This window comes from Mesorhizobium sp. M5C.F.Ca.ET.164.01.1.1, from assembly GCF_004792125.1.
GTDB lineage: Bacteria > Pseudomonadota > Alphaproteobacteria > Rhizobiales > Rhizobiaceae > Mesorhizobium > Mesorhizobium wenxiniae.
Window position 1 is genome coordinate 1 of sequence record NZ_SRTG01000016.1, and the last position, 22,446, is coordinate 22,446.

The 22,446-nt window shown below is 59.2% G+C and carries 12 protein-coding genes and 6 pseudogenes; 11 read left to right on the forward strand and 7 right to left on the reverse strand.

Annotated elements, in window-relative coordinates; all coding sequences use genetic code 11:
- Window positions 1-124: 124 nt before the first annotated feature.
- From EN807_RS31085 to EN807_RS31100, 4 genes and pseudogenes are all read right to left on the reverse strand, one after another.
- Window positions 125-868 (reverse strand): annotated as a pseudogene (locus EN807_RS31085) (IS256 family transposase); the annotation flags it as partial.
- Window positions 869-1,372: 504 nt separating this feature from the next.
- Window positions 1,373-3,373, reverse strand: a complete 2,001-nt coding sequence (locus EN807_RS31090; RefSeq protein ID WP_135937822.1) for a CocE/NonD family hydrolase — start codon at window positions 3,371-3,373, stop codon at window positions 1,373-1,375.
- 557 nt (window positions 3,374-3,930) lie between these two features.
- On the reverse strand, window positions 3,931-4,203 hold the full coding sequence (locus EN807_RS31095; RefSeq protein ID WP_135937810.1) for a helix-turn-helix domain-containing protein: 273 nt from the start codon (window positions 4,201-4,203) through the stop codon (window positions 3,931-3,933).
- 332 nt (window positions 4,204-4,535) lie between these two features.
- Entirely contained in the window at window positions 4,536-5,333 is a 798-nt protein-coding gene (locus EN807_RS31100) for an IclR family transcriptional regulator (protein ID WP_135937811.1), read from the reverse strand.
- Window positions 5,334-5,640: 307 nt separating this feature from the next.
- On the opposite strand from EN807_RS31100, the pseudogene istA reads away from it, so the two are divergent.
- From istA to EN807_RS31145, 9 genes and pseudogenes are all read left to right on the forward strand, one after another.
- Window positions 5,641-7,206, forward strand: a pseudogene (istA, locus tag EN807_RS31105) (IS21 family transposase).
- Window positions 7,139-7,870 carry an IS21-like element helper ATPase IstB gene (gene istB, locus EN807_RS31110; protein ID WP_135937812.1) on the forward strand — a complete coding sequence of 244 codons (732 nt, stop codon included), beginning with the start codon at window positions 7,139-7,141 and terminating at the stop codon, window positions 7,868-7,870. Before istA ends, istB begins: the two are co-directional and overlap by 68 nt.
- A 710-nt stretch (window positions 7,871-8,580) precedes the next feature.
- Entirely contained in the window at window positions 8,581-9,795 is a 1,215-nt protein-coding gene (locus EN807_RS31115; protein ID WP_135937813.1) for an aminotransferase class V-fold PLP-dependent enzyme, read from the forward strand.
- A gap of 117 nt (window positions 9,796-9,912) precedes the next feature.
- On the forward strand, window positions 9,913-11,337 hold the full coding sequence (locus EN807_RS31120) for an aspartate ammonia-lyase (RefSeq protein ID WP_135937814.1): 1,425 nt from the start codon (window positions 9,913-9,915) through the stop codon (window positions 11,335-11,337).
- Window positions 11,338-11,416: 79 nt separating this feature from the next.
- A pseudogene (locus tag EN807_RS31125) lies at window positions 11,417-12,527 on the forward strand (S-(hydroxymethyl)glutathione dehydrogenase/class III alcohol dehydrogenase).
- 46 nt (window positions 12,528-12,573) lie between these two features.
- A complete protein-coding gene (gene gfa / locus EN807_RS31130; protein WP_135937815.1) occupies window positions 12,574-13,125 on the forward strand; it encodes an S-(hydroxymethyl)glutathione synthase in 552 nt (183 codons plus the stop codon).
- Between the two features lie 361 nt (window positions 13,126-13,486).
- Window positions 13,487-15,598, forward strand: coding sequence for a S9 family peptidase (locus tag EN807_RS31135; protein ID WP_135937816.1), 2,112 nt, complete (start codon window positions 13,487-13,489; stop codon window positions 15,596-15,598).
- Window positions 15,599-15,708: 110 nt separating this feature from the next.
- Window positions 15,709-17,113, forward strand: a pseudogene (locus EN807_RS31140) (aspartate aminotransferase family protein).
- A gap of 165 nt (window positions 17,114-17,278) precedes the next feature.
- Window positions 17,279-18,688 (forward strand): aldehyde dehydrogenase family protein, encoded by a 1,410-nt coding sequence (locus EN807_RS31145; protein WP_135937817.1) that lies wholly within the window; start codon window positions 17,279-17,281, stop codon window positions 18,686-18,688.
- Between the two features lie 963 nt (window positions 18,689-19,651).
- Here EN807_RS31145 and EN807_RS31155 read toward each other — a convergent pair.
- Together EN807_RS31155 and EN807_RS31160 are read right to left on the reverse strand one after the other, a co-directional pair.
- A complete protein-coding gene (locus EN807_RS31155) occupies window positions 19,652-19,906 on the reverse strand; it encodes a transposase (protein ID WP_135937818.1) in 255 nt (84 codons plus the stop codon).
- 93 nt (window positions 19,907-19,999) lie between these two features.
- Window positions 20,000-20,204 (reverse strand): annotated as a pseudogene (locus EN807_RS31160) (transposase); the annotation flags it as partial.
- 244 nt (window positions 20,205-20,448) lie between these two features.
- Between EN807_RS31160 and EN807_RS37030 the strand changes: the two are divergent.
- Window positions 20,449-20,652 (forward strand): hypothetical protein, encoded by a 204-nt coding sequence (locus tag EN807_RS37030; RefSeq protein ID WP_246684473.1) that lies wholly within the window; start codon window positions 20,449-20,451, stop codon window positions 20,650-20,652.
- Between the two features lie 117 nt (window positions 20,653-20,769).
- The gene (locus EN807_RS37035; protein ID WP_246684474.1) at window positions 20,770-21,141 is read left to right on the forward strand and encodes a hypothetical protein; all 372 of its coding nucleotides are present in this window, start codon (window positions 20,770-20,772) and stop codon (window positions 21,139-21,141) included.
- 316 nt (window positions 21,142-21,457) lie between these two features.
- Here the strand turns inward: EN807_RS37035 and EN807_RS31170 are convergent.
- Window positions 21,458-22,425: pseudogene (locus EN807_RS31170) on the reverse strand (IS256 family transposase); the annotation flags it as partial.
- Between the last annotated feature and the right edge of the window lie 21 nt (window positions 22,426-22,446).

Here is a 22,446-nt window from a genome sequence, read left to right on the forward strand (position 1 = left end):
AGCGAGCCAGTCATGAATAGCTCAAGCTGATCGCGCTCCTTCCGTCCCAGCATCGCGAACCCCTCCAGAGAATCAACGATTTCACAATTGAATCAGCAGGAGGAGACTTCTTCAACAGCCCCCCGCGGCAGCGCTGCCAGGTAGCGCACAGCACCTTGGTGACGGCCGTCTTTGATGCCTTCATGGGCATCGGAGACGACGAGCTTGACGCCGCGCAGGCCGCGGCGGGTCAGCTTGCGCAAAAACTCCGTCCAGATCGGCTCGGCCTCAGACGTGCTGACCTCCATGCCCAGCACTTCGCGCCGGCCGTCTGCGTTGACACCGACGGCGATGATGACGGCGACCGGGACGATGCGTCCGCCGCGGCGCACCTTCAGGTAGGTGGCATCGATCCACAGATAGGGCCAGTCGCCCTCGATGGGCCTGTCGAGGAAGGCCTTCACCTTGCCGTCGATCTCCTCGCATAGCCGCGAGACCTGCCTTTGGAGATGCTGCTCATGCCCATCGCCTTGACCAGGTCGTCGACCGAGCGCGTCGAAATACCCTGGACGTGGGCCTCCTGGATGACGGCGATCAGCGCCTTCTCGGCCATGCGCCGCGGCTCAAGGAAGCTCGGGAAGTAAGAGCCCTTCCTGAGCTTGGGGATGCGCAGCTCGATGGTGCCGGCCTGCGTCTCCCAGTCTTTGTCGCGGTAGCCGTTGCGCTGGACAAGCCGCAGCGGGTTCTTCTCGCCATGGGCCGCGCCGGTGGCGGCGCCCACCTCCAGTTCCATCAGCCGCTCGGCGGCAAAGCCGATCATCTCGCGCAGGATATCGGCGTCGGGGGTCTTCTCTACGAGCGTGCGCAGGTTCGTCATGTCGTTGGTCATCGGTGGTTCCTTCGAATCAGTTTGTGTCAGCGACCCAAACCTACCGAAGAACATCGATGACCGCCGCGAAGCCGCTCGCTCGCTACAGCGCTGTTGAGGGCGCGCTCGCCAGCGGCTTCGCTACCGCCGAGCTACACCACCTGTAGGGACGCGACCCTACTGCGGACTACTCCGGAAGGAGCCGTTCAGCATTGGGTTAGTCCAACAGTCGGGGTGCGTTCATCAACGAAAGAGCGTATCAAGGTCAGGCTGAACGATTTTGGTCTCCGGGCTGCGGCAGCTGAAAAGGCTGCGTCGTTGAAATCGGCAGGATTGATATGCGAGAGCAACTCTCGTCGGATCTCGTAGATATTGTGGCGGAATGGCTCACGCGGTGAGCGCGTCTGCTGCCGCACCGGGATCAGCCGCCTATGCGGCAGCCGATCCTATTCTGAACCCAAGTTCAGCCTTGATGTCCTCGCGGGCCCATTCAGCGTTTGATGGCCTCCGCCTGCGATGGCCCACTTACATGAAATCGCGCGGTATTGTCTTCTCGAACCTCTTCTCGAAGATCTGATGCTCGTCCTCGAAGGCTGTGACGGATGCGGAGATAATCCAATCACGAGCTGTGCATGCGAAGTTTGCAGTTGATATGGTCCGAGTATTCCATCCAACACGCCGGAGATCAGCGGTAACCGTTGACGTTGCTTTCACAGAAAGCGGGTCGTTTTCCGTGATCGACCATACCTCGTGGCGTATTCCCCTTGATGCCAGGCCACTATCGGGACGTTCATTGAGACCGCTATCCTCGTGAATAGTATAGGTCGTCGTATCGGACATTAGATCATGCTCAAAAAACCTTCGAACCTCACCCGGCTCCAGCTCAATGGATGGGGGAAACGGATTCGGGTCAGCGGGCTCGGGGACAGATATCACTTTGTGTGTTCCGAGCTTAGGCAGCTCCAAAACCAGCGTCGACAGATTGATTGTGATGCCTTTGTCGAAAGGAGGCGGGATCACCATTGGCCAATAGGCCGTTGAAAGCGAAAGGCGGATGCGATGTCCAGGGCGAAAACGATATCCCATCGCATCAATAGTAAGACGAATGCGTGTCTTCTGGCCCTTTACCATGGCTTTTGGCTCAGCATTCCCATCTCGATGCGAGAGGTTAAGCAGTCCGATAGTTACGCGAGTAGCCGTTCCATCAGGATGTACGTCAACGATTCTGGCGCAGAGGTTGCCAATCTCGGCCTCAGTCAAAACGTCCAACTCTAATACTGGCTGCCCGAGGAATTCCATCGCGCTCTCCAAGGGAGCCGTTTGAAGCACTAGAGAACCACCATCATCAAAATTTTGGTCACGAGGCATTTCCCCGTCGGGTTTAAGCACTTCAAATCCGCCGCCCATAACACCTGTAGCCAGCGGCGACTTCAAATAGTGGTCATTCGTTGGCCGTCCCCTTCCCGGATTTCCGGATACGAGTGCGCCGTCCGGACCCACGGAAAAATTAGCCATCTCGGGCGTTTCCCAGATGTCTTTCGCTATCCAGAAACCCGGGTCGACATCGCGAAACGGGGATGGGCGGGCAGCGTCCTGGATGAATGCTCGCATCTGCGGTAGTTGATCAGCGCCGTTGTCCTCATTGCGGAGCCACTTGTTCCACCAAGCAATGGCTTCGGCGTGATAGTCCATGCGCGGCTTTGGCAAGGCATAATGCGGGTAAAGGTGACCCCACGGACCTATGATTGCCTTGGTTCTTCCTTTAGTACCTACTAGGGCCTTGAGAGGTGTACTGCGGTAACCGTCGGCCCATCCCGAAATGACAAGAGCAGGAACGGTGAAATCATCAAAATTTTCGCAGATCGACCCATGTTTCCAGAAGTCGTCGCGACGTTTATGTTGCAACCACTCCTCAAGTAAATAGGGCTCGTTTTCTAGCCGGTTCAACCACATCGATCTCCACCGGTCACCCACAATAGCCGGATCTGGTGGCCGTGACATCAAACCCAACATTACAGTTGTCCAATAGAACTCGGCGGCCAGATATGTTCCGTTCTTGGAGTGGCAGTCATCATTGTAGCGATCGACTACTGAAGCATGTGAGATCACCGCCTTGAGGGCAGGTGGTTTCAATGCAGCCACCATTAGCGCGTTGAAACCGCCCCAAGAAATTCCCATCATTCCCACGGAGCCGTTGCACCATGGTTGCGCTGCGATCCAGGCGATGACTTCACAAGCATTTGCTAGTTCGAGCGGTGTGTACTCGCCATCGATAACGCCATCAGATTCTCCTGACCCACGTATGTCCACGCGGACACCTGCTATCCCTGCGGCGGCAAAATGGGGATAGTTGGATTCATCGCGTCGCTCCGTTCCACCTCGTTTCCGATAGGGAAGAAACTCCAAAACCGCCGGCACTGGAGCTTTCTCGGCCATATCAGGCATCCAAATTCGAGCCGCAAGACTAGTTCCGTCCTGGAGCAGAATCCATTCGTTCTCGATGACATAAAAAGCTTCAGAATGCATGTAGTCCTCCAATGAATGAGCGCGATCAGCGATCTCACTAGATCGGCAATCGGCTTTTCGCTCTCCTCGACGAGAGCGCGGATCCTTGCCGTACAGCTCTCCACCTGCCGACCAGAACGGTTTGGGATGTTTTCGATGGCTTACCGGGTGCCACAGAGACATTACGATGTCCATGTCATTCTTATCAATTGACTTTTTCTATTTCAAAAAATGAGAAAAATTCTCCTATAGTGCCCGCGTCAGGGGATTTGAGATAATTGGCGGTGGCGCATCTCGGTTGTCATTGTCGGAACGGCTTCCCGCGGCCGCGTCCCGCAGGAGACGTCAGGCGGCGGCGATCTGACTGTCGAGATCGCCCGGCAGGAAGTAGTTTCGAGCAGAATGCGCTTCTTCAGCGTCTGATGCCCAGCGCTGGAGATGGCTGGGCGCGCCGCGGGCATGTTTTGATCGGAGAGCCAGTCGGCCAGAGCCGGCCAGATAGAACGGGTTTGTCGGAGAGCAGCTGCGGCCACTGCTACATAGTCGCCGATCTTAGCCGGAAGCCTCGAGCGCTATCGTCAGCGTGTCAGTGACTTGCGCCCCCATGGTCGTGCAGAGCTTCCAGGGGATGATGTAGCGGAGAAGTCGCCGAGGATGGTCCACAGATAGAACCAGCCCCGCCGATCACCTTCGAGAAGGAAGTCGGTCTGCCACCGCTCCCGCACGTCCTCGGGAATGCAGTTCCAGACGCGGCCTTGTGGCGGGCGATCCTTGAGCGCGTCGACACCGCCGCTCAGAAACCGGTCATACCAGCGGTGGAAGGCGGCGCGGGCACCGCCGAGCTTATCCACGTGCGGCGCGCCGGCAGATAGGAGAGGCTGGCTGGAGAACCCGGCAGCGGCTAGACGACGGTTGGATCGGATTGAGGACCGGGTCCGCATCTTGTCTTCATCGAGCCATGCACCGATGTTACCACGCGCGACGGCTAAAATCCCGCGGCCACGGGGGATGCGTACCATCAGTCTCACCAGGGTGAAGCGGATCTGGTGATGGGAAAGGCTGAAAGTTCCGGCAAGCCACAGCCGCAGCCTTCTTTGGTGAAACGACGGCTCGCGCGGGCAGGCTCCGATTTATGCCCCGAATGAGTTGTGGGTAGTCGAACGCCTCACCGGGTGATCACTCGTCAGACGATGTCTTCTTCGGCAAAATCCCTGCTGGTCTCCAGTATCGTGTCAGACAACAACTGCGCGGCCTGGCCTAGGGGCTCACGGAAGCTCTGAAGGTCTTCAAAAGTGACGCGGGCAACTGGAACGGACACACCAAGACAAGCAATCAAAGTTCCGCCCGGGGCGAGAATTGGAACAGCGCATCCAACCACGCCTTTGACGTACTCTTCGTTGGTCCGAGCCCATCCTTCCCTGCGAGTTTCCTCTAGAACAGCGAGAAGGGCATCAGGATCGGTTATCGTCCTGTCGGTATGCTGCTCTATCTTCAGAGACCGAGCCAGCTTTTCTCGCGGCTTCAAAGGAAGCATGCTCATGTAAATCTTGCCGGTGGACGTGCAATAGAGAGGCGCACTATGCCCAGGATCAAATTGTAGTCCTTGGGCGGGCTTAACTCGAACGCTGTCGACATAGACCACAACATTGTTCCGCACGATGCCAATCTCGCATTGCTCGCCGATTTCTGCTGACACATTCTGTAGGACAGCGTGACGTCGCGCCGTTCGAAAGGCTGAGCCAATCGTCTTACCAGCAAGCACGACCAGGTTGTTACCGACCACGAATCGCTTTGTGCCCGCAGCGCGCTGCAGCAGCCCGCGGGACTCGAGGTTGCTGATCAATCTGTGGGCTGTCGGCAAGGGCAGGTCGAGATTCTTGGCAATGTCCGCCGCGGTAACTGCTTTGAGTTGAGTGGCCACAAAATCAAGGATTGCAAATGCGCGATCCAGCGGACCATCCGAGTTGACGTTTAAGCTCATTAATCACCCGCGTTGGGTTGAGAGGATCCGAAATATGAGAACAGAATTCCCGAAACTTGATCATAGCAGCGATCCTGAGATTTGAAAACGTCAACATCAATTTTGAATCGCATCGCTATCGAGCCGCCTGATCCGCGAATTTCGCTGCAGGTTTAGGGCTGATTGCTTCGTAATCAACTCAGTTCTCGACTTGAGTGTGTTTCGGCGTGGAAGGACCCCGTTTCAGGGGTGATCGGCGTCCAAAAGAGACCCCTGTAACGCAGGGGCTTCAGACTGCCTCCGGTTTCATCGGAGGCATTTGTTTTGGATGTTGGTCGTGGAGACGATTGCGAAGATACGCCGCCTTTCGCTGGTTCACGGGAAGTCGATCAAGGAGATCTGCCGGGAGCTGAGGATTTCCCGGAAAGTGGTCCGCAAGGTGCTGCGCTCCGATGCGACGGAGTTCCGTTACGAGCGCGAACATCAGCCGATGCCGAAGATCGGCCCATGGAAGGCCGACCTCGGCGGCCTTCTCTCGGCGAACCAAGCCAAGTCGTCGCGCGAGCGGCTGACGCTGATCCGCATCTATGAGGAGCTTTGCGGGCTCGGTTACGAGGGCAGCTACGATGCCATCCGGCGTTACGCGAGGCGGTGGATGCAGGCACAAGGATCGGCGTCGGCAGAAGCCTATGTGCCGCTGTTCTTCCCGCCGGGCGAGGCCTACCAGTTCGACTGGAGCCACGAGATCGTCCTGATCAACGGCGTGACGGTAACCGTGAAGGTCGCCCATGTCCGGCTCTGCCACAGCCGCATGATGTTTGTGCGGGCCTATCCACGCGAGACGCAGGAAATGGTGTTCGACGCCCACGACCGGGCCTTCGCCTTCTTCGGCGGAGCCTGCACGCGCGGCATCTACGACAACATGAAGACGGCGGTGGAGACGGTGTTGTCGGCAAGGACCGGCACTACAATCGCCGCTTCCTGCAGATGTGCAGCCACTACCTGGTGCAGCCTGTCGCCTGCACGCCGGCGTCGGGCTGGGAGAAGGGACAGGTCGAGAACCAGGTGGGGCTGGTGCGGGAGCGCTTCTTCACACCCCGACTGCGCTTCAAGAACTATGAAGAGCTGGACGCCTGGCTCCTCGACAAGTGCGTCGCCTACGCCAGAGCGCATCGTCATGTCGATCAGCCCGAGCGCACGATCTGGGAGATGTTCGAGGCCGAGCGGGGCAAGCTGGTCGAGTATCGCGGTCCCTTCGACGGATTCCACACGGTGCCAGCCTCGGTATCGAAGACCTGCACGGTGCGCTTTGACAACAACAAATACTCGGTGCTGTCGACCGCCGTCGGCCGCCCGGTCGAGATCCATGCGTATGCCGACCGCATCGTCATTCGTCAGGACGGCGTGGTCGTTGCCGAGCATGCCCGTTGCTTCGGCCGCGGTGAGACGATCTACGATCCTTGGCACTACGTGCCGGTGCTCGCCCGCAAGCCCGGTGCCCTGTGCAACGGTGCGCCGTTCCAGGGCTGGGTTCTTCCCTCGGCTATGGAGCGGGTGCGGCGCAGGCTGAAGGCCGCCGATGACGGCGACCGCCAGATGGTGGCGATCCTGGCCGCCGTTCTCGGCGATGGCGTCGAGGCCGTCGAGGCGGCCTGCCAGGAGGCGCTCGACCAGAACGTCTGCCCGTCCGCGATCATCCTCAACATCCTGGCCCGCCGGCGCGAACCGGCGCCGGCCGTCACCATTCTCACCCCGGACGCGCTTCGCCTGCAGCACGAGCCGCAGGCCGACTGCGCCCGCTACGACAGCCTCAGGAGGGCAAGCTGATGGAACGCACGCAGGTTCTGGAACTGATGGGGACCTTGAAGCTCTATGGCATGCGCAGTGCCTATGACGAAGTGATGGCGACCGGAATCAAGCGTCAGCACGAGCCGCCGAGGATTGTCGGTGACCTGCTCTCGGCCGAGATATCCGAGAAGCAGGCCCGCTCGATCAAATACCAGCTCACCATCGCCAAGCTGCCGCTCGCCAAGGATATCGAGGAGTTCGACTTCGACGGCACTCCGGTCAACGAGGCACTGATCCGCGACCTCGCCAACGGCACCTTCGTCGCCGACCAGCGCAACGCCGTGCTGATCGGCGGCACCGGAACCGGCAAGTCGCATCTCGCTATTGGCATCGCCCGAGCTCTTATCCGCAACGGCTTGCGCGGCCGCTTCTTCAATGTCGTCGATCTGGTCAACCGGCTGGAAACCGAGCACCGGGCCGGGAAGCAGGGGCGTATCGCTGACTACCTCACCCGGCTCGACTTCGCCGTGCTCGACGAGCTTGGCTATCTCCCCTTCGCGCAGGCCGGCGGGCAATTGCTCTTCCACCTGATCAGCAGGCTCTACGAACGCACCTCGATCATCGTCACCACCAATCTCGCCTTCGGCGAATGGCCGAGCGTCTTCGCTGGCGACGCCAAGATGACGACCGCGCTGCTCGACCGGCTCACCCATCACTGCGAGATCATCGAAACCGGCAACGAATCCTGGCGCTTCAAGAACCGCGCCTGATGATCAGGCCGTCGCTAAGCCGAGCCGCGCTCGCTCGGGCTACGCAATCCTGACCAGCTCCGCCCGGCGAGCGCTCACCGTCGTGCATGAAGGGGGTCCCTTTTGCACGCCGATCCAGGGTTCCCATTCCGAGCCGATTGACACTTGAGCAGTAGATGCCTCTCTTGGGGAACGTGGATCGGACTGCGGCGTGCGCTTTGCGCATTGAAAGCTGGAGGCGAGCTGGTTTGCTCGACGCAAGACCTCGCTTTTGGCCACCTGCCAGTGCGAGAACGCCTTGAGCATGGAACGCCTTTTTGTCTTGCGCGGGTGATGGGATTGGACACCTTCGCTCTCCGCCAATCCCTCATCATTACGGGGCGGGGCAACCCTCGATGCTTGTTTAATTACTGGCTCTATGGCGGAGCTGCATGGGGCTCACCACAACGCTCTGCGCCCTCACCGTGCATCTGGCCTGGGAGCGATAGGCGCGGCCAGAGTCCGCCTTGCTCGGCGCGGTTTTCAGGCTTTACCATTTTTCGGAATAAAAAAGTCCGCTAAACGATATAGGAGTGGACCGACAATCCTTTTTACATATGCTTTAGCTCCTGAAGCTCGGAAGCCAAAATTGTGCAGCGCAAATGCCAATGTGCATGCACATAGCTGTTGAACGAGAAGTACGTGGCTTGCCCCGCGGCGAACAGACGGGGCTAGCCGAATCGGAGAGATAGATGGCGCAGTATTATGACGTTGAGGCGGTCAGGAAGCTATTTCCCGTCGTCGAGAAGATGACCTATCTCGATTCCGGGTTCCAGGCGCCGATGTCAACGCCCGTCATGCGCGCCCTTGAAGCCTTTATCAAGGAGAGTTACGAGACAGCTGGTCCGAAATCGGTGTGGATCGAGCGCATGGAGGAAACGCGGGGCAAGGTCGCGGCTCTGTTGAACGCGGCCCCGGAAGAAATCGCATTCACGAAAAACACGTCCGAAGCAATGAACATTGCCGCGAACGCTCTTCCGCTGAAGCCGGGCGACAATGTTCTGATGGTCCACGGCGACCATCCCAACAACGCCTACGCGTTCCTGAACCTGAAGAAGAAGGGTATCGAGGTCCGCTTCATTCCCATGTCGGAAATCGTCAACGCCGAGAGCTTCCGCCCGCACCTCGACGCCAATACCAAAGCAATTTCGATATCGTTTGTGACCTTCCATGCAGGTCATCGATTCGATATCGAAAGCGTAGGGGCGCTCTGCACGGAAAAGAACCTTTACTTCGTCATCGACATCATGCAGGCGGTTGGCGTCGTACCAATCGATGCCAAGAAAGCCGGCGCCACCTTCATCGGCTCCGGTACGCACAAGGGGCTCCTCGTCCCCCAAGGGCTTGGTCTGCTCTATTGGGATCGCACCCGCACGGAATTGGAGCCTGCGTACCTTGCGGCAATCAGTCTTGAAAATCCGCCAGCCGATTTCATCGCTCGCCCTGACGACATGGTACCGGCTGCCACGGCCGGCCGCTTCGAACTCGGCAACTTCAACCTGCCGGCAATTCAGGGGCTCGGCGCAGCGCTCGATCTCATCAACGGGATCGGCATCGAGAAGATTGAGGCTCATTGCTTCGACTTGGGCGACAAGCTCATAGCGGGACTTGATGCCCTCAACATCAAGCTTGTTGGCCCCCGCGACCGCTGCAACCGTGCACCGCATATCTACGTCGCCGCGCTGCCAGCCGATGAATGGATTGACCACTTCGCCTTCAAGGACGTGCGCGTTTCGCCCGAGCGCGATGGCGTTCGCATCTCGCTTGCCATGTTCAACACCACATCCGACATCGATCGCGTCCTGGACGTCATTAAGGAACGCGGCAATACGGTCGACCGCTCCTCAAAGACCGCATTCCGGGCCACGCCGCAATCTGCCGGTCCGATCCTTAACCCACATGAATAGCTTCGTTCCGCCGAAGAGCCATCAGGCCTAAGAATCCTTCAAGCCGATCGTCCACTGAATGACCAGCGCTCTGCTTTGTAAGAGTGCCGGTTTCCGCAAATCACGCAAGGTATTATCGTGACGAACGCTCCACAAATCGAGCGAATTGAGAAAGACCCGCTTGGCCCTGTAAGCATTCCGGTCGATGCCTACTACGGTCCTCAGACGGCGCGGGGCATCGCCAACTTTCCGATTTCGGGTATCAGAATCAGCCATTTTCCGAACTTTATCAAGGCGCTTGCCTACGTCAAAATGGCAGCGGCGCGCGCCAATGCCGCGCTCGGCGATCTCGATAAACAAAAGGCCGATGTCATCTGCCAAGTCTGCGAGGAAATCGCGGCGGGCAGGCACCTTGGCGAATTCCCGCTCGATGTGTTTCAGGGCGGCGCCGGGACCTCGACCAACATGAACATCAACGAGGTCATCGCCAACCGCGGTTTGGAGATAATGGGACTGCCACGGGGAAAATACGACAAGCTACATCCCAACAACGACGTGAACTTCGCTCAGTCGACAAACGACGTATATCCGACGGCGATCCGCCTTGCGATCCTTCTTTCACGCGGGGCGTTGCAGCGAGCTTTGGAGCAGCTCGCGGATGAGTTGGAGGTCAAGGCCGAAAACTTTTCGGACGTGATCAAGCTTGGCCGGACGCAGTTGCAGGACGCTGTGCCGATGACGCTGGGGCAGGAGTTTCAGGCTTTCGCGACGACGCTGCGGGAAGATGTAGCCCGTCTCGGTGAGATTGCCGCCTTCTTCCAGGAAATCAACCTCGGTGGCACCGCAATTGGCACGGGCATCAATACGAACCCTGACTATCAGGCGGCAGCTGTAGCGGAGTTGCACGCGATATCCGGCGTGCCCGTCGTCTCGGCCGGAAATCTGATCGAAGCCTGCTGGGATACCGGCGCCTTCGTGCTCTTCTCTGGAATGCTGAAGCGGACGGCTACAAAACTTTCCAAGATCTGCAACGATCTGCGGCTGCTATCCAGCGGCCCTCGTGGCGGCCTGAACGAAATCAATTTGCCAGCGCTTCAGCCCGGCTCCTCGATCATGCCCGGAAAGGTCAATCCTGTAGTGCCGGAGGTGGTCAACCAAGTCGCCTTCCAGATCATCGGTTACGATCTCACAATCACTCTCGCCTCCGAAGCAGGGCAGCTGCAGTTGAACGTGATGGAGCCGGTCATCGCCTACAACGTAATGCACTCACTGGAACTTCTGACCAATGCCGTCGATGTGCTGCGCACGAAGTGCATCGTGGACATAATTGCCAATCCAGAGACTTGCCGCAAACATCTCGAAGCCAGTACCGCCGTCGCAACAGCACTGACGCCTGCGATCGGCTACGAGCGGGCAGCGGAGCTTGCGAAAGAGGTCTTGGCCTCCGGCAAAACCATTCGCGAAGTCCTGGCCGAGCAGCCGGACCTGTCGGAGGATCTAATCGCGCAAACAGCCGATCCGCACCTTTTGACCCGGCCAACGCGATCACGGTTGGCATCCTAACAGCGACTGAAGTTCGATCGACTGTTTGTGCGGGCGAAAGCAGCCGTCCAATTCACCAGTAATTCAAGAAGATGCCAATATGAAAAGCAGAGCTGCGGTCGCCTGGGAGGCAAACAAACCCTTATCCATCGAAACCATTGAAATAGAGGGCGCGAAGGCTGGAGAAGTGTTGGTAGAGGTCATCGCGACAGGCGTCTGCCACACCGATGCCTACAGCCTGTCGGGTCTCGATTCCGAAGGCAAGTTTCCGGCTATCCTCGGTCATGAGGGTGCGGGCATTGTTCGTGAAGTGGAGCCAGGTGTCACGACCTTGAGGCCGGGCAACCACGTCATTCCTCTCTACACTCCGGAATGCCGCCAGTGCAAAACCTGCCTCTCGCAACGTTCCAACCTCTGCGCATCAATCCGGGCCACGCAAGGGCTTGGGCTCATGCCGGACAAAACAACCGCTTTTCCTGCGATAGTGGTGAGATTTTCCACTACATGGGATGCCCGACCTTTTCCAACTTCACCGTCCTGCCGGAAATCGCACTTGCCAAGTTTCGTGAAGACGCGCCTTTCGACAAGATTTGCTATATTCGGCTGCGGCGTCACAACGGGCATCGGCGCGGTGATCTATACGGCAAAGGTTCGCCCCGGCTCGAACGTCGTTGTCTTCGGTCTCGGCGGGATTGGCCTCAACGTCATCCAAGGCGCACGCATGGTCGGCGCTGACAAGATAATCGGCGTCGATATCAACCCTGCCAAGGTCGGCATGGGAGCCATGTTCGGCATGATCGACTTCATTAATCCCAAAGAAATCGGCAACGAAAAGGTTGTGCAGGCTATCCAGGACCTGACCGACGGCGGCGCGGATTACTCTTTCGACGCAACTGGCAACGTCAACGTGATGCGCCAGGCACTCGAATGCTGCCATCGCGGATGGGGAGACATCATCATCGGCGTGGCAGAAGCCGACAAGGAAATCTCCACCCGTCCGTTCCAACTTGTTACCGGCCGCGTATGGAGAGGTACGGGCCTTCGGCGGCGCTCGGGGGCGTACGGATGTACCGAAGATCGTCGACTGGTACATGGAAGGCAAGATCAACATTGATGACCTGATCACGCACAAGATGCCGCTTGATGAGATCAACACGGCATTCGATCTGATACGTGAAGGCAAGTCGATCCGTTCGGTGATCGTCTATTGATCGCTGATATGAACCCGCATCTCGCGGGAAAACCCAGGAGGAAAACATGAATGTTCGACTTCTTCATCCCTTGATCCAGAGCGGGCTTCATAAGGGCGACAGCAATCATGCAGGCGGCATTCTTGCCTGCAAATGCACAGATCGACCTGTTAAGGTGAAAGTCTCGGCCGGGATCGCCCACAACCATGGATGCGGCTGCACAAAGTGCTGGAAGCCAGATGGCGCTGCGTTCTCCGTCGTGGCCGTGGTCCCAAGCGAAAGCGTTGCGATCGTCGAGGTCGTCGAACCATCTGCCCTTATCCAGCGCCACGCGTGCAAGGAATGCGGTACGCATATGTACGGTCCGGTAGAACGGGATCATGCCTTTAAGGGTCTGTCCTTCATCCACCCGGAGCTGTTCGACAATGGCAAATGGCCTGCGCCCGGCTTCGCCCCCTTTGTTTCCTCGGTCATTGAAGGTGGTGTTGATCCATCCGAAATGGATGGCCTTCGCAAAGAGCTCAAGGGTGTTGGACTTGAGCCTTATGACTGTCTTTCGCCGGCATTGATGGACTACTTGGCGACTTGGACAGCCAAGAAGAACGGTATCATGCAATAACAATTTGTGCCGGGCCGGAGCACTCGGGCTCACATTTACCGCATAGAAGGCTGCGTCTCAGGTATATATCTATTTTTCTGGTCGAGGCTAGTTCTCGTACAAAAGTGGAGAGTAATTTTGTAGAGGATGTAGTTCAGCCCTATCGCAACAAGGCTTGGCAATTGCTCCTTGAATAGCAATCCCGAACAGTTTGTTGAGGCCGAGGCCACAGGCTGCCCGCCCGATCTAACGGTAGAGTGCAGATCGTTCAGCGGATCACTGCTCATGGGAGCCTTCTTTCTGGAATTCTGGTCGGCAATGCTACTACGGACGCGTCTGCCGCGATAATCCGTGCCTTTGTTTCAATGTCAGGAGAGTTACGATGGAAGGAAAGAGCCTGCAGCCACCGCTTCCCCATGCCGAGCCACGGATCAGGGTGCTTCATGACGACGTCACGATGGATTGCTATGGTTGGCTTCGGGACCAGGAGAATCCGGATGTCCGCGCGTATCTTGAAGCCGAAAACAGCTACGCGGAGCAAGCGACAGCTCACCTGAAAGGACTCAAGGCGGAACTCATCGCCGAGATCGAAGGGCGTCGGCCTTGCGAGGGTGCCTCACCAGCGTTCCAGGTTGGACCTTTCGAGTACTTCCAAAGGCATGAGCAGGGGCTGTCTCATCCGGCGTGGTGGCGACGGCCGGTGACCGGGGGCTCGGGCGAGCTTGTTATCGATCCGAACGCGCTTGAAGGGGCCGAGGTGTTTTACCGGCTCGGTGTCTTCGAGCCGAGCGACGACGGGCGTTACGTCGCCTTCAGCTTCGATGTAATCGGTGACGAGAACTACGAGCTTAGGGTGCGGGACATGGAGACCGGCCGTGACGTCTGGCAGGGCTCGAGGCGGGCTGCGATGGTAGCATGGGCTGCGGATGGTCATACCCTGTTTTTCACGCGGGAGCGGCCTGACCTGCGGCGACAACGTAACGAGCTTATCCGCCTGGACGTCGCAAGAAGGGACTCTGAGGTAATATTCGAGGAGGCGGACGAGCGACTGTACGTGGAGATAAGGCGCTCTGATAGCGGCGCCTGGCTTTTTCTGGACGTAAAGGGCATTCATCTGGGGGCGGTTCGAGGGGCGGTGGAGGTTTGGTGCCTTCCCGCTGACCAGCCGGGCGTTGCGTGGCGCCGTTTAGTGACGCGCGAATTTGGTCACCAGGTCATTGCCGAGCACTGGCAAGACAAGTTCCTGTTCCAAGTGGATGACGCCGGACCGTATTGGAGGCTCGTGCGTGCGCCAATTGACGACCCCTCACGCTCGCGTTGGGAAGAGGTCATACCGCATCGCAACGGCGTGACCCTCGAGGAGGTCCATGTGCTCGAACACCACCTGGTTCTCCTGGAGCGAGACGGTCTGCGTCCTCGCTTGGTCTCGCGTGACGAACGCGGCCGGACTGGAGCGACGATCGTTCCTGATGAGCCGATCTGCACGTTAGCGGTCGGCTTATCGGCAGGGGGGCACCATTCGCTCGCAAGGCATGCGTTCCGAGGCTCGAGGCTGACGTATAGGGTTAGCTCGTTCCTGAGGCCGGACACCGTTGTCGAGCATGATCTCGCCGACGACCAATCGGCAATCCTGTACCAAGCCCGCATTCCGGGCTATGACGCGGCTCAATACGTGGCTACGGTCGTCATGGTGGAGGCGGAAGACGGGGTGCAGGTCCCAATCTCGTTGGTCGCGCGCCGCGATCGAACGAGCCCTGGGCCGGTGCTATTGAATGTATACGGCTGTTACGGGAAACCGAGATGGCCCTCGTTCTGCGCTTGGCCCTCATCCATGACCGAGCGTTTGAGTCTGCTCGACCGCGGGGTTGCTTTCGGCATCGTGCACGTACGAGGCGGCGGCGAGCTCGGACGCCCATGGCACGAGGCGGCTACCCGCAATCAGAAACGCATTACCTACACAGATCTGATCGCTGCTGCGGAAGGGCTCGTTGAGCAGGGCCTCGCCACCCGCGACGACATCGTCATTGAGGGAAAGAGCGGTGGCGGGGGTACCGTACTTGCCACGGTCGCCTTGCGGCCCGACCTGTTCCGCGCGGTAGTCGCGGAAGTTCCAGTAGCCGACATACTCGATACCGAGCTCGACTTCACGATGCCGTTCGCGTTACAGGAAACGGCGGAGTACGGAGATCCTCACATCGCCGAAGAGTATCGTTACATGCGCGCCTACGACCCGTACTACAACCTCAGCTCCGATCGCCCACTCCCGCCGACGTATGTCGACGCCGCCCTCCACGACAGCCAGGTGCTCTATTATCAGCCCGCTCGCTACGTGGCGCAGCGTCGGTCCTGCGCGGCCGATCGCGACCCAGAGCTTGTCTTCCGGATGCGGGTGGTGGGCGGCCACAGCGGCGCTTCACATGGGCCCGGCGTAGCCGGGGAAGCAGCATTTCGCATGGCCTGGGCGCTTGACCAACTCCGACGATCGAGCAGCTGAGCGGAAGCAGTCAGCAATCCTGACGCAGGCGAGAACTAACGTATCAATACGGCCGGTGCCGCGAGCGAAACCATCGGGGCCGGAAAATACCCCGTCTGAGAGGAAGAATCGTGAAAATCAACATCCGCGACATACGCGAAAAGGACCGCAACTCTGTCCTGCATCCTTTCACGCAGCTCAAGGACTTTGCGACCGGCAAGTTGGGTGAGCCGACAATCGTCGAGACGGGCAAAGGCATTCGCATCCAGGACGCGCACGGCAACCAGCTGATCGACGGTTTTGCGGGTCTGTACTGCGTCAATGTCGGCTACGGCCGCACCGAAGTCGCCGAGGCGATCTCGCGTCAGGCCTATCGTCTTGCTCACTACCATTCGCACGCGGCACACACGACCGACGAACTCGCAATTTCTTTCCGACCGTCTGGTGAAGATGGCGCCGGGCAAGATGAGCAAGGTATTCTACGGGATGTCCGGGTCGGACGCCAATGAGACGCAGGCCAAGCTCGTCTGGTATTACAACAATCTGCGCGGCAAGCCGTCCAAGAAGAAGATCGTCTCGCGTGAGCGCGGCTATCATGGCTGCAGCGTCGTCTCCGGCTCGATGACCGGCATGAGCTTCTATCACGACCATATGGACCTGCCGCTGCCGCAGATCGTCCATACCGGCGTGCCTCACCACTACTGGGGCGCAAACCCGGGAGAAACTGAGCTGGAGTTCTCTGCCCGTCGCGCGGCCGAGCTCGATCAGCTGATAGAACGTCTAGGCCCAGACAATGTCGGCGCTTTCATCGGAGAACCGGTGCTCGGAACAGGCGGCATCACGCCTCCGCCGGAAGGGTATTGGGAAGCGACCCAGGCCGTTCTCAAAAAGCACGATGTACTCCTCATCGCCGACGAAGTGATCACCGGCTTTGGCCGCACCGGCTCCATGTTCGGCTCGCAGCATTATGGCATCGAGCCCGACCTGATTACGGTCGCGAAGGGTCTCACCTCTGCCTACTTCCCGCTCTCCGCAGCAATCGTTGGCGAGAAGGTCTACAAGGTGTTGGAAGACGGCGCCGACATGGTTGGCGCATTCTCACATGGCTATACCTACTCGGGTCACCCGATCGGCGCCGCCGCGGCCAACGCGGTACTCGACATTGTCGAGAAAGAAGACCTCCCTGGCAATGCCCGTGACGTTGGCGCCTTTTTCCAAGCGCAGCTGAAGGCGAAATTCGCGCAATTGCCGATCGTCGGCGAGGTGCGCGGGGTCGGCCTTATGGGCGCGATCGAGTTGGTGGCCGATCGCGACAACAGGAAGCGTTTTGATCCGAGTCTGAAGGTTGGTGCACGAATTTCCAAGGCAGCCCGCGACCGTGGTCTTATCGCTCGCGCCATGCCGCATGGGGAAATTCTGGGCTTTGCCCCGCCACTCGTAACTACCAAGTCTGAGGTCGAAGAGATCGTGGCAATCGCTGAAAGCGCCGTCCGTTTCGTAATGGACGAAATCGTTCGCGACGGCCAAAAGATCTGAAAGAGGACGGCCCAAGACGCGCGGCCGCCATCGCAAACGTTCCGGTAGCAATCAACCGATGCATCAAGTGAGGACAGGGCGTGGAGGAGGTCCCAGATCCTTTGCTCCGACTAAAAACTTAGGCAGCCGCGCATGCGGCGCATCATTAGGAAGAAGAAACTCTCTATGACCCCTACCCAACTGCTCATCACAGCCGGCCTGGCGCCCATACCCGTATACAGCCCCTATGACGGGTCGGTTGTGGGTACGGTCGACGCTACGGATGCAAGCGAAATCGGCGAGCTTTTGACACGCGCAAGACGCGGAGCCGAGCTTTCGCGCAACCTGCCAAGGCACCGGCGCGCGAGCATCCTTGAAGACGCGGCAAAGATTGTCGAGCGCCGTCGCGACGCCTTCGCCGATACCATCGTCCGGGAAGCTGGAAAGACCATTGTTCAGGCGCGCAAGGAGGTCTTGCGTTGCGTCAATACGCTGAAGCTCTCGGCTGAGGAAGCAAAGCGCAATGCCGGCGAGATGGTGCCCTTCGATGCGTATGCTGGATCAGAGCAGCGGCAGGGTTGGTTCACGCGTGAACCGCTCGGGATCATCACCGCCATTACGCCCTACAATGATCCGCTGAACCTTGTAGCTCACAAGCTCGGTCCCGCACTCGCCGGCGGCAATGCCGTTCTGCTGAAGCCATCGGAGCTGACGCCGCTTTCGGCGATCAGCCTCGTCGAAGCCCTTCGCGAGGCCGGTTTGCCGGAGGAGGTAATCACTGTCGCGGTTGGCGGTACCGATCTCGGCAGGGCCCTGGTCGCCGCCCGCGACGTTCGCATGGTGTCGTTCACCGGGGGATTTGCAACCGGAGAGGCAATCAGTCGCTCGGCAGGGCTCAAGAAACTGGCGATGGAACTCGGCGGCAATGCGCCGGTCATTGTCATGAATGATTGCGACTTCAACAAAGCGGTTGAAAGTTGCGTATCTGGCGCATTCTGGGCAGCAGGCCAAAACTGCATCGGCGCCCAGCGCCTCTTGGTGCAGGCGGCACTTTATGAGCGGTACCGGAATGCCTTTGTCGCGGCAGCGAAAAAGTTTAAGGCAGGCGATCCGTCACGCGAGGATACGGACGTTGGTCCGATGATCTCCAGAGAGGCAGCGGGACGCGCCGAGACAGCAGTCAATGAGGCTATTGACGCGGGCGCGAAATTGTTGTGCGGACACCGCCGCGAGGGCTCCCTCTACCATCCGACTGTGCTGGAAGGCACGCCTCAGACCTACCGGCTGTGGCACGAGGAAGTGTTCGCGCCGGTCGTGATGCTTGCTCCCTTCGATACGCTTGATGAAGCCATCGAGATGGCCAACCTTCCGGAATACAGCCTGCATGCCGGCATATTCACCAACAATCTCCCTGTCGCGCTTGAGGCGGCAAAAAAGATCGAGGCAGGCGGCGTAATGATCAACGACTCGTCGGACTACCGCTTCGATGCCATGCCCTTCGGGGGCTTCAAATACGGCAGCATGGGCAGGGAAGGCGTTCGATTTGCCTACGAGGAGATGACTCAGCCAAAGGTGGTTTGCATCAATCGAGGTTGAACCATATGGCTAGAGCGCGGCCACCTCATTAGCCTCCTAAGGCAATCTACGGCGGCCTTTGCAATCGTATTTCGGAATGGCGACTATCCAGTTTGATGGTCAGCCTCACAAGCAATATTATGCACACTGTTATAACCTTGCATTAGCGATTTGCCCCCACTGCCCCTGCTTCGCTCGCCAGCAAACGTAGCCTTGGGCGATCTCCCCACGGGTCGCACCAAAAGAGGAGTTGGCCCCGTTTTCGCCGCCTTACCGGCCATCGGGTACTAACCAAATCGCAGAAGAAGTTTAGGGAAAAACTATGCAGCACCTGGCTGGACAAGCGACCGAACTCAGCGCTCGAAAGCGATCAAAGCAACCTTGAGTAGGCTTTGGCGAGACTGGCTGAACAGACCGGCTTTGGCGGCTATGCTTAGCTCAACATACAGCCCGGCCATATGTTGGCGATCTCGAACTACCACCAAGATTGGCAGTCCGTATACTTCGAGCGAAGCTATTACGCCCTTGACTCGGTGGTTTAGCGCGCGAGGTCGCTGAAGCGGTCATTCACGTGGGCTGGTGAACAGGAGAGTCCGCGCCTCTCAAGACCGAGGCCTTCTGGAGTTTCTCGAGAATCTCGGCATCGAGGCGATGTAACTTCATAACCTCCGATTGGCCAGCAACAGCAATTAGTCTGTCCGATGAGGGAACAGCTCGTGTTAGGGACCGGCCATACGCCGATACTCGTTGGCATGCTCGATCATAGTGCGTGTTTCAGTAAGTCCCGGACACCTTTTCCGGTAAGTCCCGTGACACCGTTTTCACTAGCTAGAGCGCGATGATTTTAGGTTGGAGCATGCCTGCCTCGGTGAAGTAGTGGGCGCATTCCTTTGATGTGACGGTGTCGAGAATTTGACCGATGGCGCTGCAGACGGCGTCGGCGGTGCGTCTGGCGGCCTTTCGCAGCAGATGCTTGAGCTTGGCTCAGAGCAGCTCGATTGGATTCAGGTCCGGCGAGTTATTTGGGCAGGAAGAAGAGCTTGGCGCCAGCTTTGCGGATGGCGTGCCGGACGGCCTTGCCCGTGAGCCGAGATTGTCGATGACGACAATGTCGCCCGGCTTGAGGGTGGGCAGGAGCACCTTCTCGACATAGAGCCGGAAGCGCTCGCCGTTGATCGGCCCGTCAATGAGCCATGCGGCGTCGACGCGGTCGTGGCGCAGGGCGGCCAGGAAGGTCATGGTCTTCCAGCGCCGATGCGGCACCTTGGCTGGCCGCGCGGCGCCCACTTCGGCCGGGGACTGTCAGGAATTCTGTGCGCGAGGCCGATTTCGTCATTGGCTGACGAACCTCTCGCCGAAGACGACGGCAAACTGGGGTCTTGGCCTCGAACCACTCGCGCGGCGGTCGTTTCCATTCCTCGGCCGCATGGTTCAGCACCAGATATAGCAGCTTCATGGCCGCATCGTCACTCGGGAAGTGTCCCGGGGTGCGGACGGCGCGGCGCAATTTGGAGTTCAGCGCCTCGATCGCGTTCGTAACCGGTATGATCATGACGGTGCCATCCGATCCCCGCTGGAGATGAGCGATTTTCGGCGTATGGTGCGACCATCCGGGACAGGGGCACCGGGAGCACGCCAAGTGCGGGCAGGCCGATCAATTCGATGAGCTGCGAGCTCGCGTTAGTAGCTGGCCGCCCTGCGAGCTGCCCGGTTGCGCCGAGAGCGCGGATCCGTAGGTGTCGCGTCGCCCGCCGGCTCCCGACTGTTTGAGGAGGGAGCCGATGAGACGTGTGATTGGAATGGACATCCACCGCACCTTTGCGGAGGTGGTGGTTTGGGAAGACGGCCGGCTGCGCCATCACGGACGGGTCGACATGACCCGCTCGGGACTGGAAGGGTTCGGCCGCAGTTTGCGACGGACGGATGAGGTTGTCATTGAGGCTACGGGCAACGCCATGGCGGTGGTGCGGGTTCTGTCGCCCTAGGATCAAGACCGACAAGATCGATGCCGGCGTTCTGGCGCAGGCTTTCTGCCGGAGGTCTGGGTTCCCGATGAGCGGACTGAGCGGCTTCGCTGCCTAGTCGCGCGGCGCAACCAGGTCGTGCGGCATCGCACGCGCGTGAAGAACGAGGTGCATAGCGTCCTGCAGGCGCACCTCGTGCCGAAGTGCCCGCATGCCGATGTGTTCAACCGTCGGGGTCGCGCCTGGCTCGAGCGGCAGGTGCTTCCCGACGACGAGCGGACCGCTATCGCCCGCCACATCCGCGAGATCGATCGCCTGGCCGAGGATCTGGCTGACCTCGATCGCGACATCGCCCGGGAAGCGGTTGATGATGTGCAAGTCCGGCGGCTTCAGACGATCACCGGCGTCAAGGCCATCGTCGCGAGCGGTATCATCGCCGCCGTCGGCGACATCCGGCGGTCACGCGGGCCGAAGCGGCGCACGGACGCCACAAAGGAGGAACGACTATAAGGCTGCGTGGCGGCACTCTCATCCCCTACACCACTCATTGCCCGATGACAGTCGTCCGTGCCGGACAAATATAGCATAAGGAATGTCCCGGCACGACCGCGGTCTCGGTCCGCTCCAGACTGGCGCCGTGCTCGACGCCGTCAAGGCGTGGCCTGGAAACCTCGCAGCCGGCCGTGCCACCACCGCACCGGCCAGCCTTGACAGCGTCTCGACACGCTCGCACGGGAAATCCTGTGGGCCGGGACGAAGAAACAGGCTCACCTGAGCCGAACAAAGAAACGCACCAGGAATCGAAAAAGCCGAAATCAGGCTTGTCGATGTCATCCGTGGTGTAGATGATCCGGCGCACGCTTTCGGGGAAGGCGAAGAACGGTACCACGTGTTGCCAGTTGCGCCGCCAGCTCTGGGTAATCGAGGCCTTCATGCCGGCTTCTGCATCCTTTGCCCGGTAGATCGCGCGTAGCGCCGGCACGACGGACTTGCGATCCTTCCACGACACGAACTCCAGCGAATGGCGGATCATATGCACGATGCAGGTTTGGACCACGGTCTGGGGGAAGACGGCGTTGATCGCCTCGGGGAAGCCCTTCAGGCCGTCGACAACGGGGATCAGGACGTCGGCGACGCCACGGCTCTTCAGTTCGTTCATCACGCGCCGCCAGAACTTGGCGCCCTCGGTCTGCTCGATCCAGATGCCGAGGATCTCCTTCGTGCCGTCCGGCAGGATGCCGAGCGCGATGTAGACGGCCTTGTTGCGAAAGAAGCCTTCGTCCCTGATCTTGACCCGGATCGCATCGAAGAAGACGAGCGGATAGACCGCATCCAGCGGGCGCTTCTGCCACTCGGCCACTTCCTCCAGGACGGCGTCGGTGACGGCCGAAATCAGGTCCGGCGATACGTCGATGCCGTAGAGCTCCTCCAGATGGCCGCGGATCTCGCGCACCGTCATGCCGCGCGCGTACATGGAGATGATCTTGTCGTCGAAATCGGGAAAGCGGCGCTGGTATTTGGCGATCAGCTTCGGATCGAAGCTCCCGGCCCGGTCGCGCGGGATCGACAGCGTCATCTTCGACGTGCCCGTTAGAACCGACTTCCTCGAATGGCCGTTGCGGCGATTGGCGCTGCCGTCAGTGGCTCGCCCTCGAGATGCTCGTCGAGTTCAGCGTCCAGAATCCGCTCTGAAAGCGCCTTCTTCAGGTCGTCGAGCAATCCGTCCTTGGCAAACACCTCTTTCGGATCGCGGCCGGCAAGCAGTTGGTCCAGAAGTTCCTTCTCGATAGCCATGTGATGATTCTCTCCTTTCAT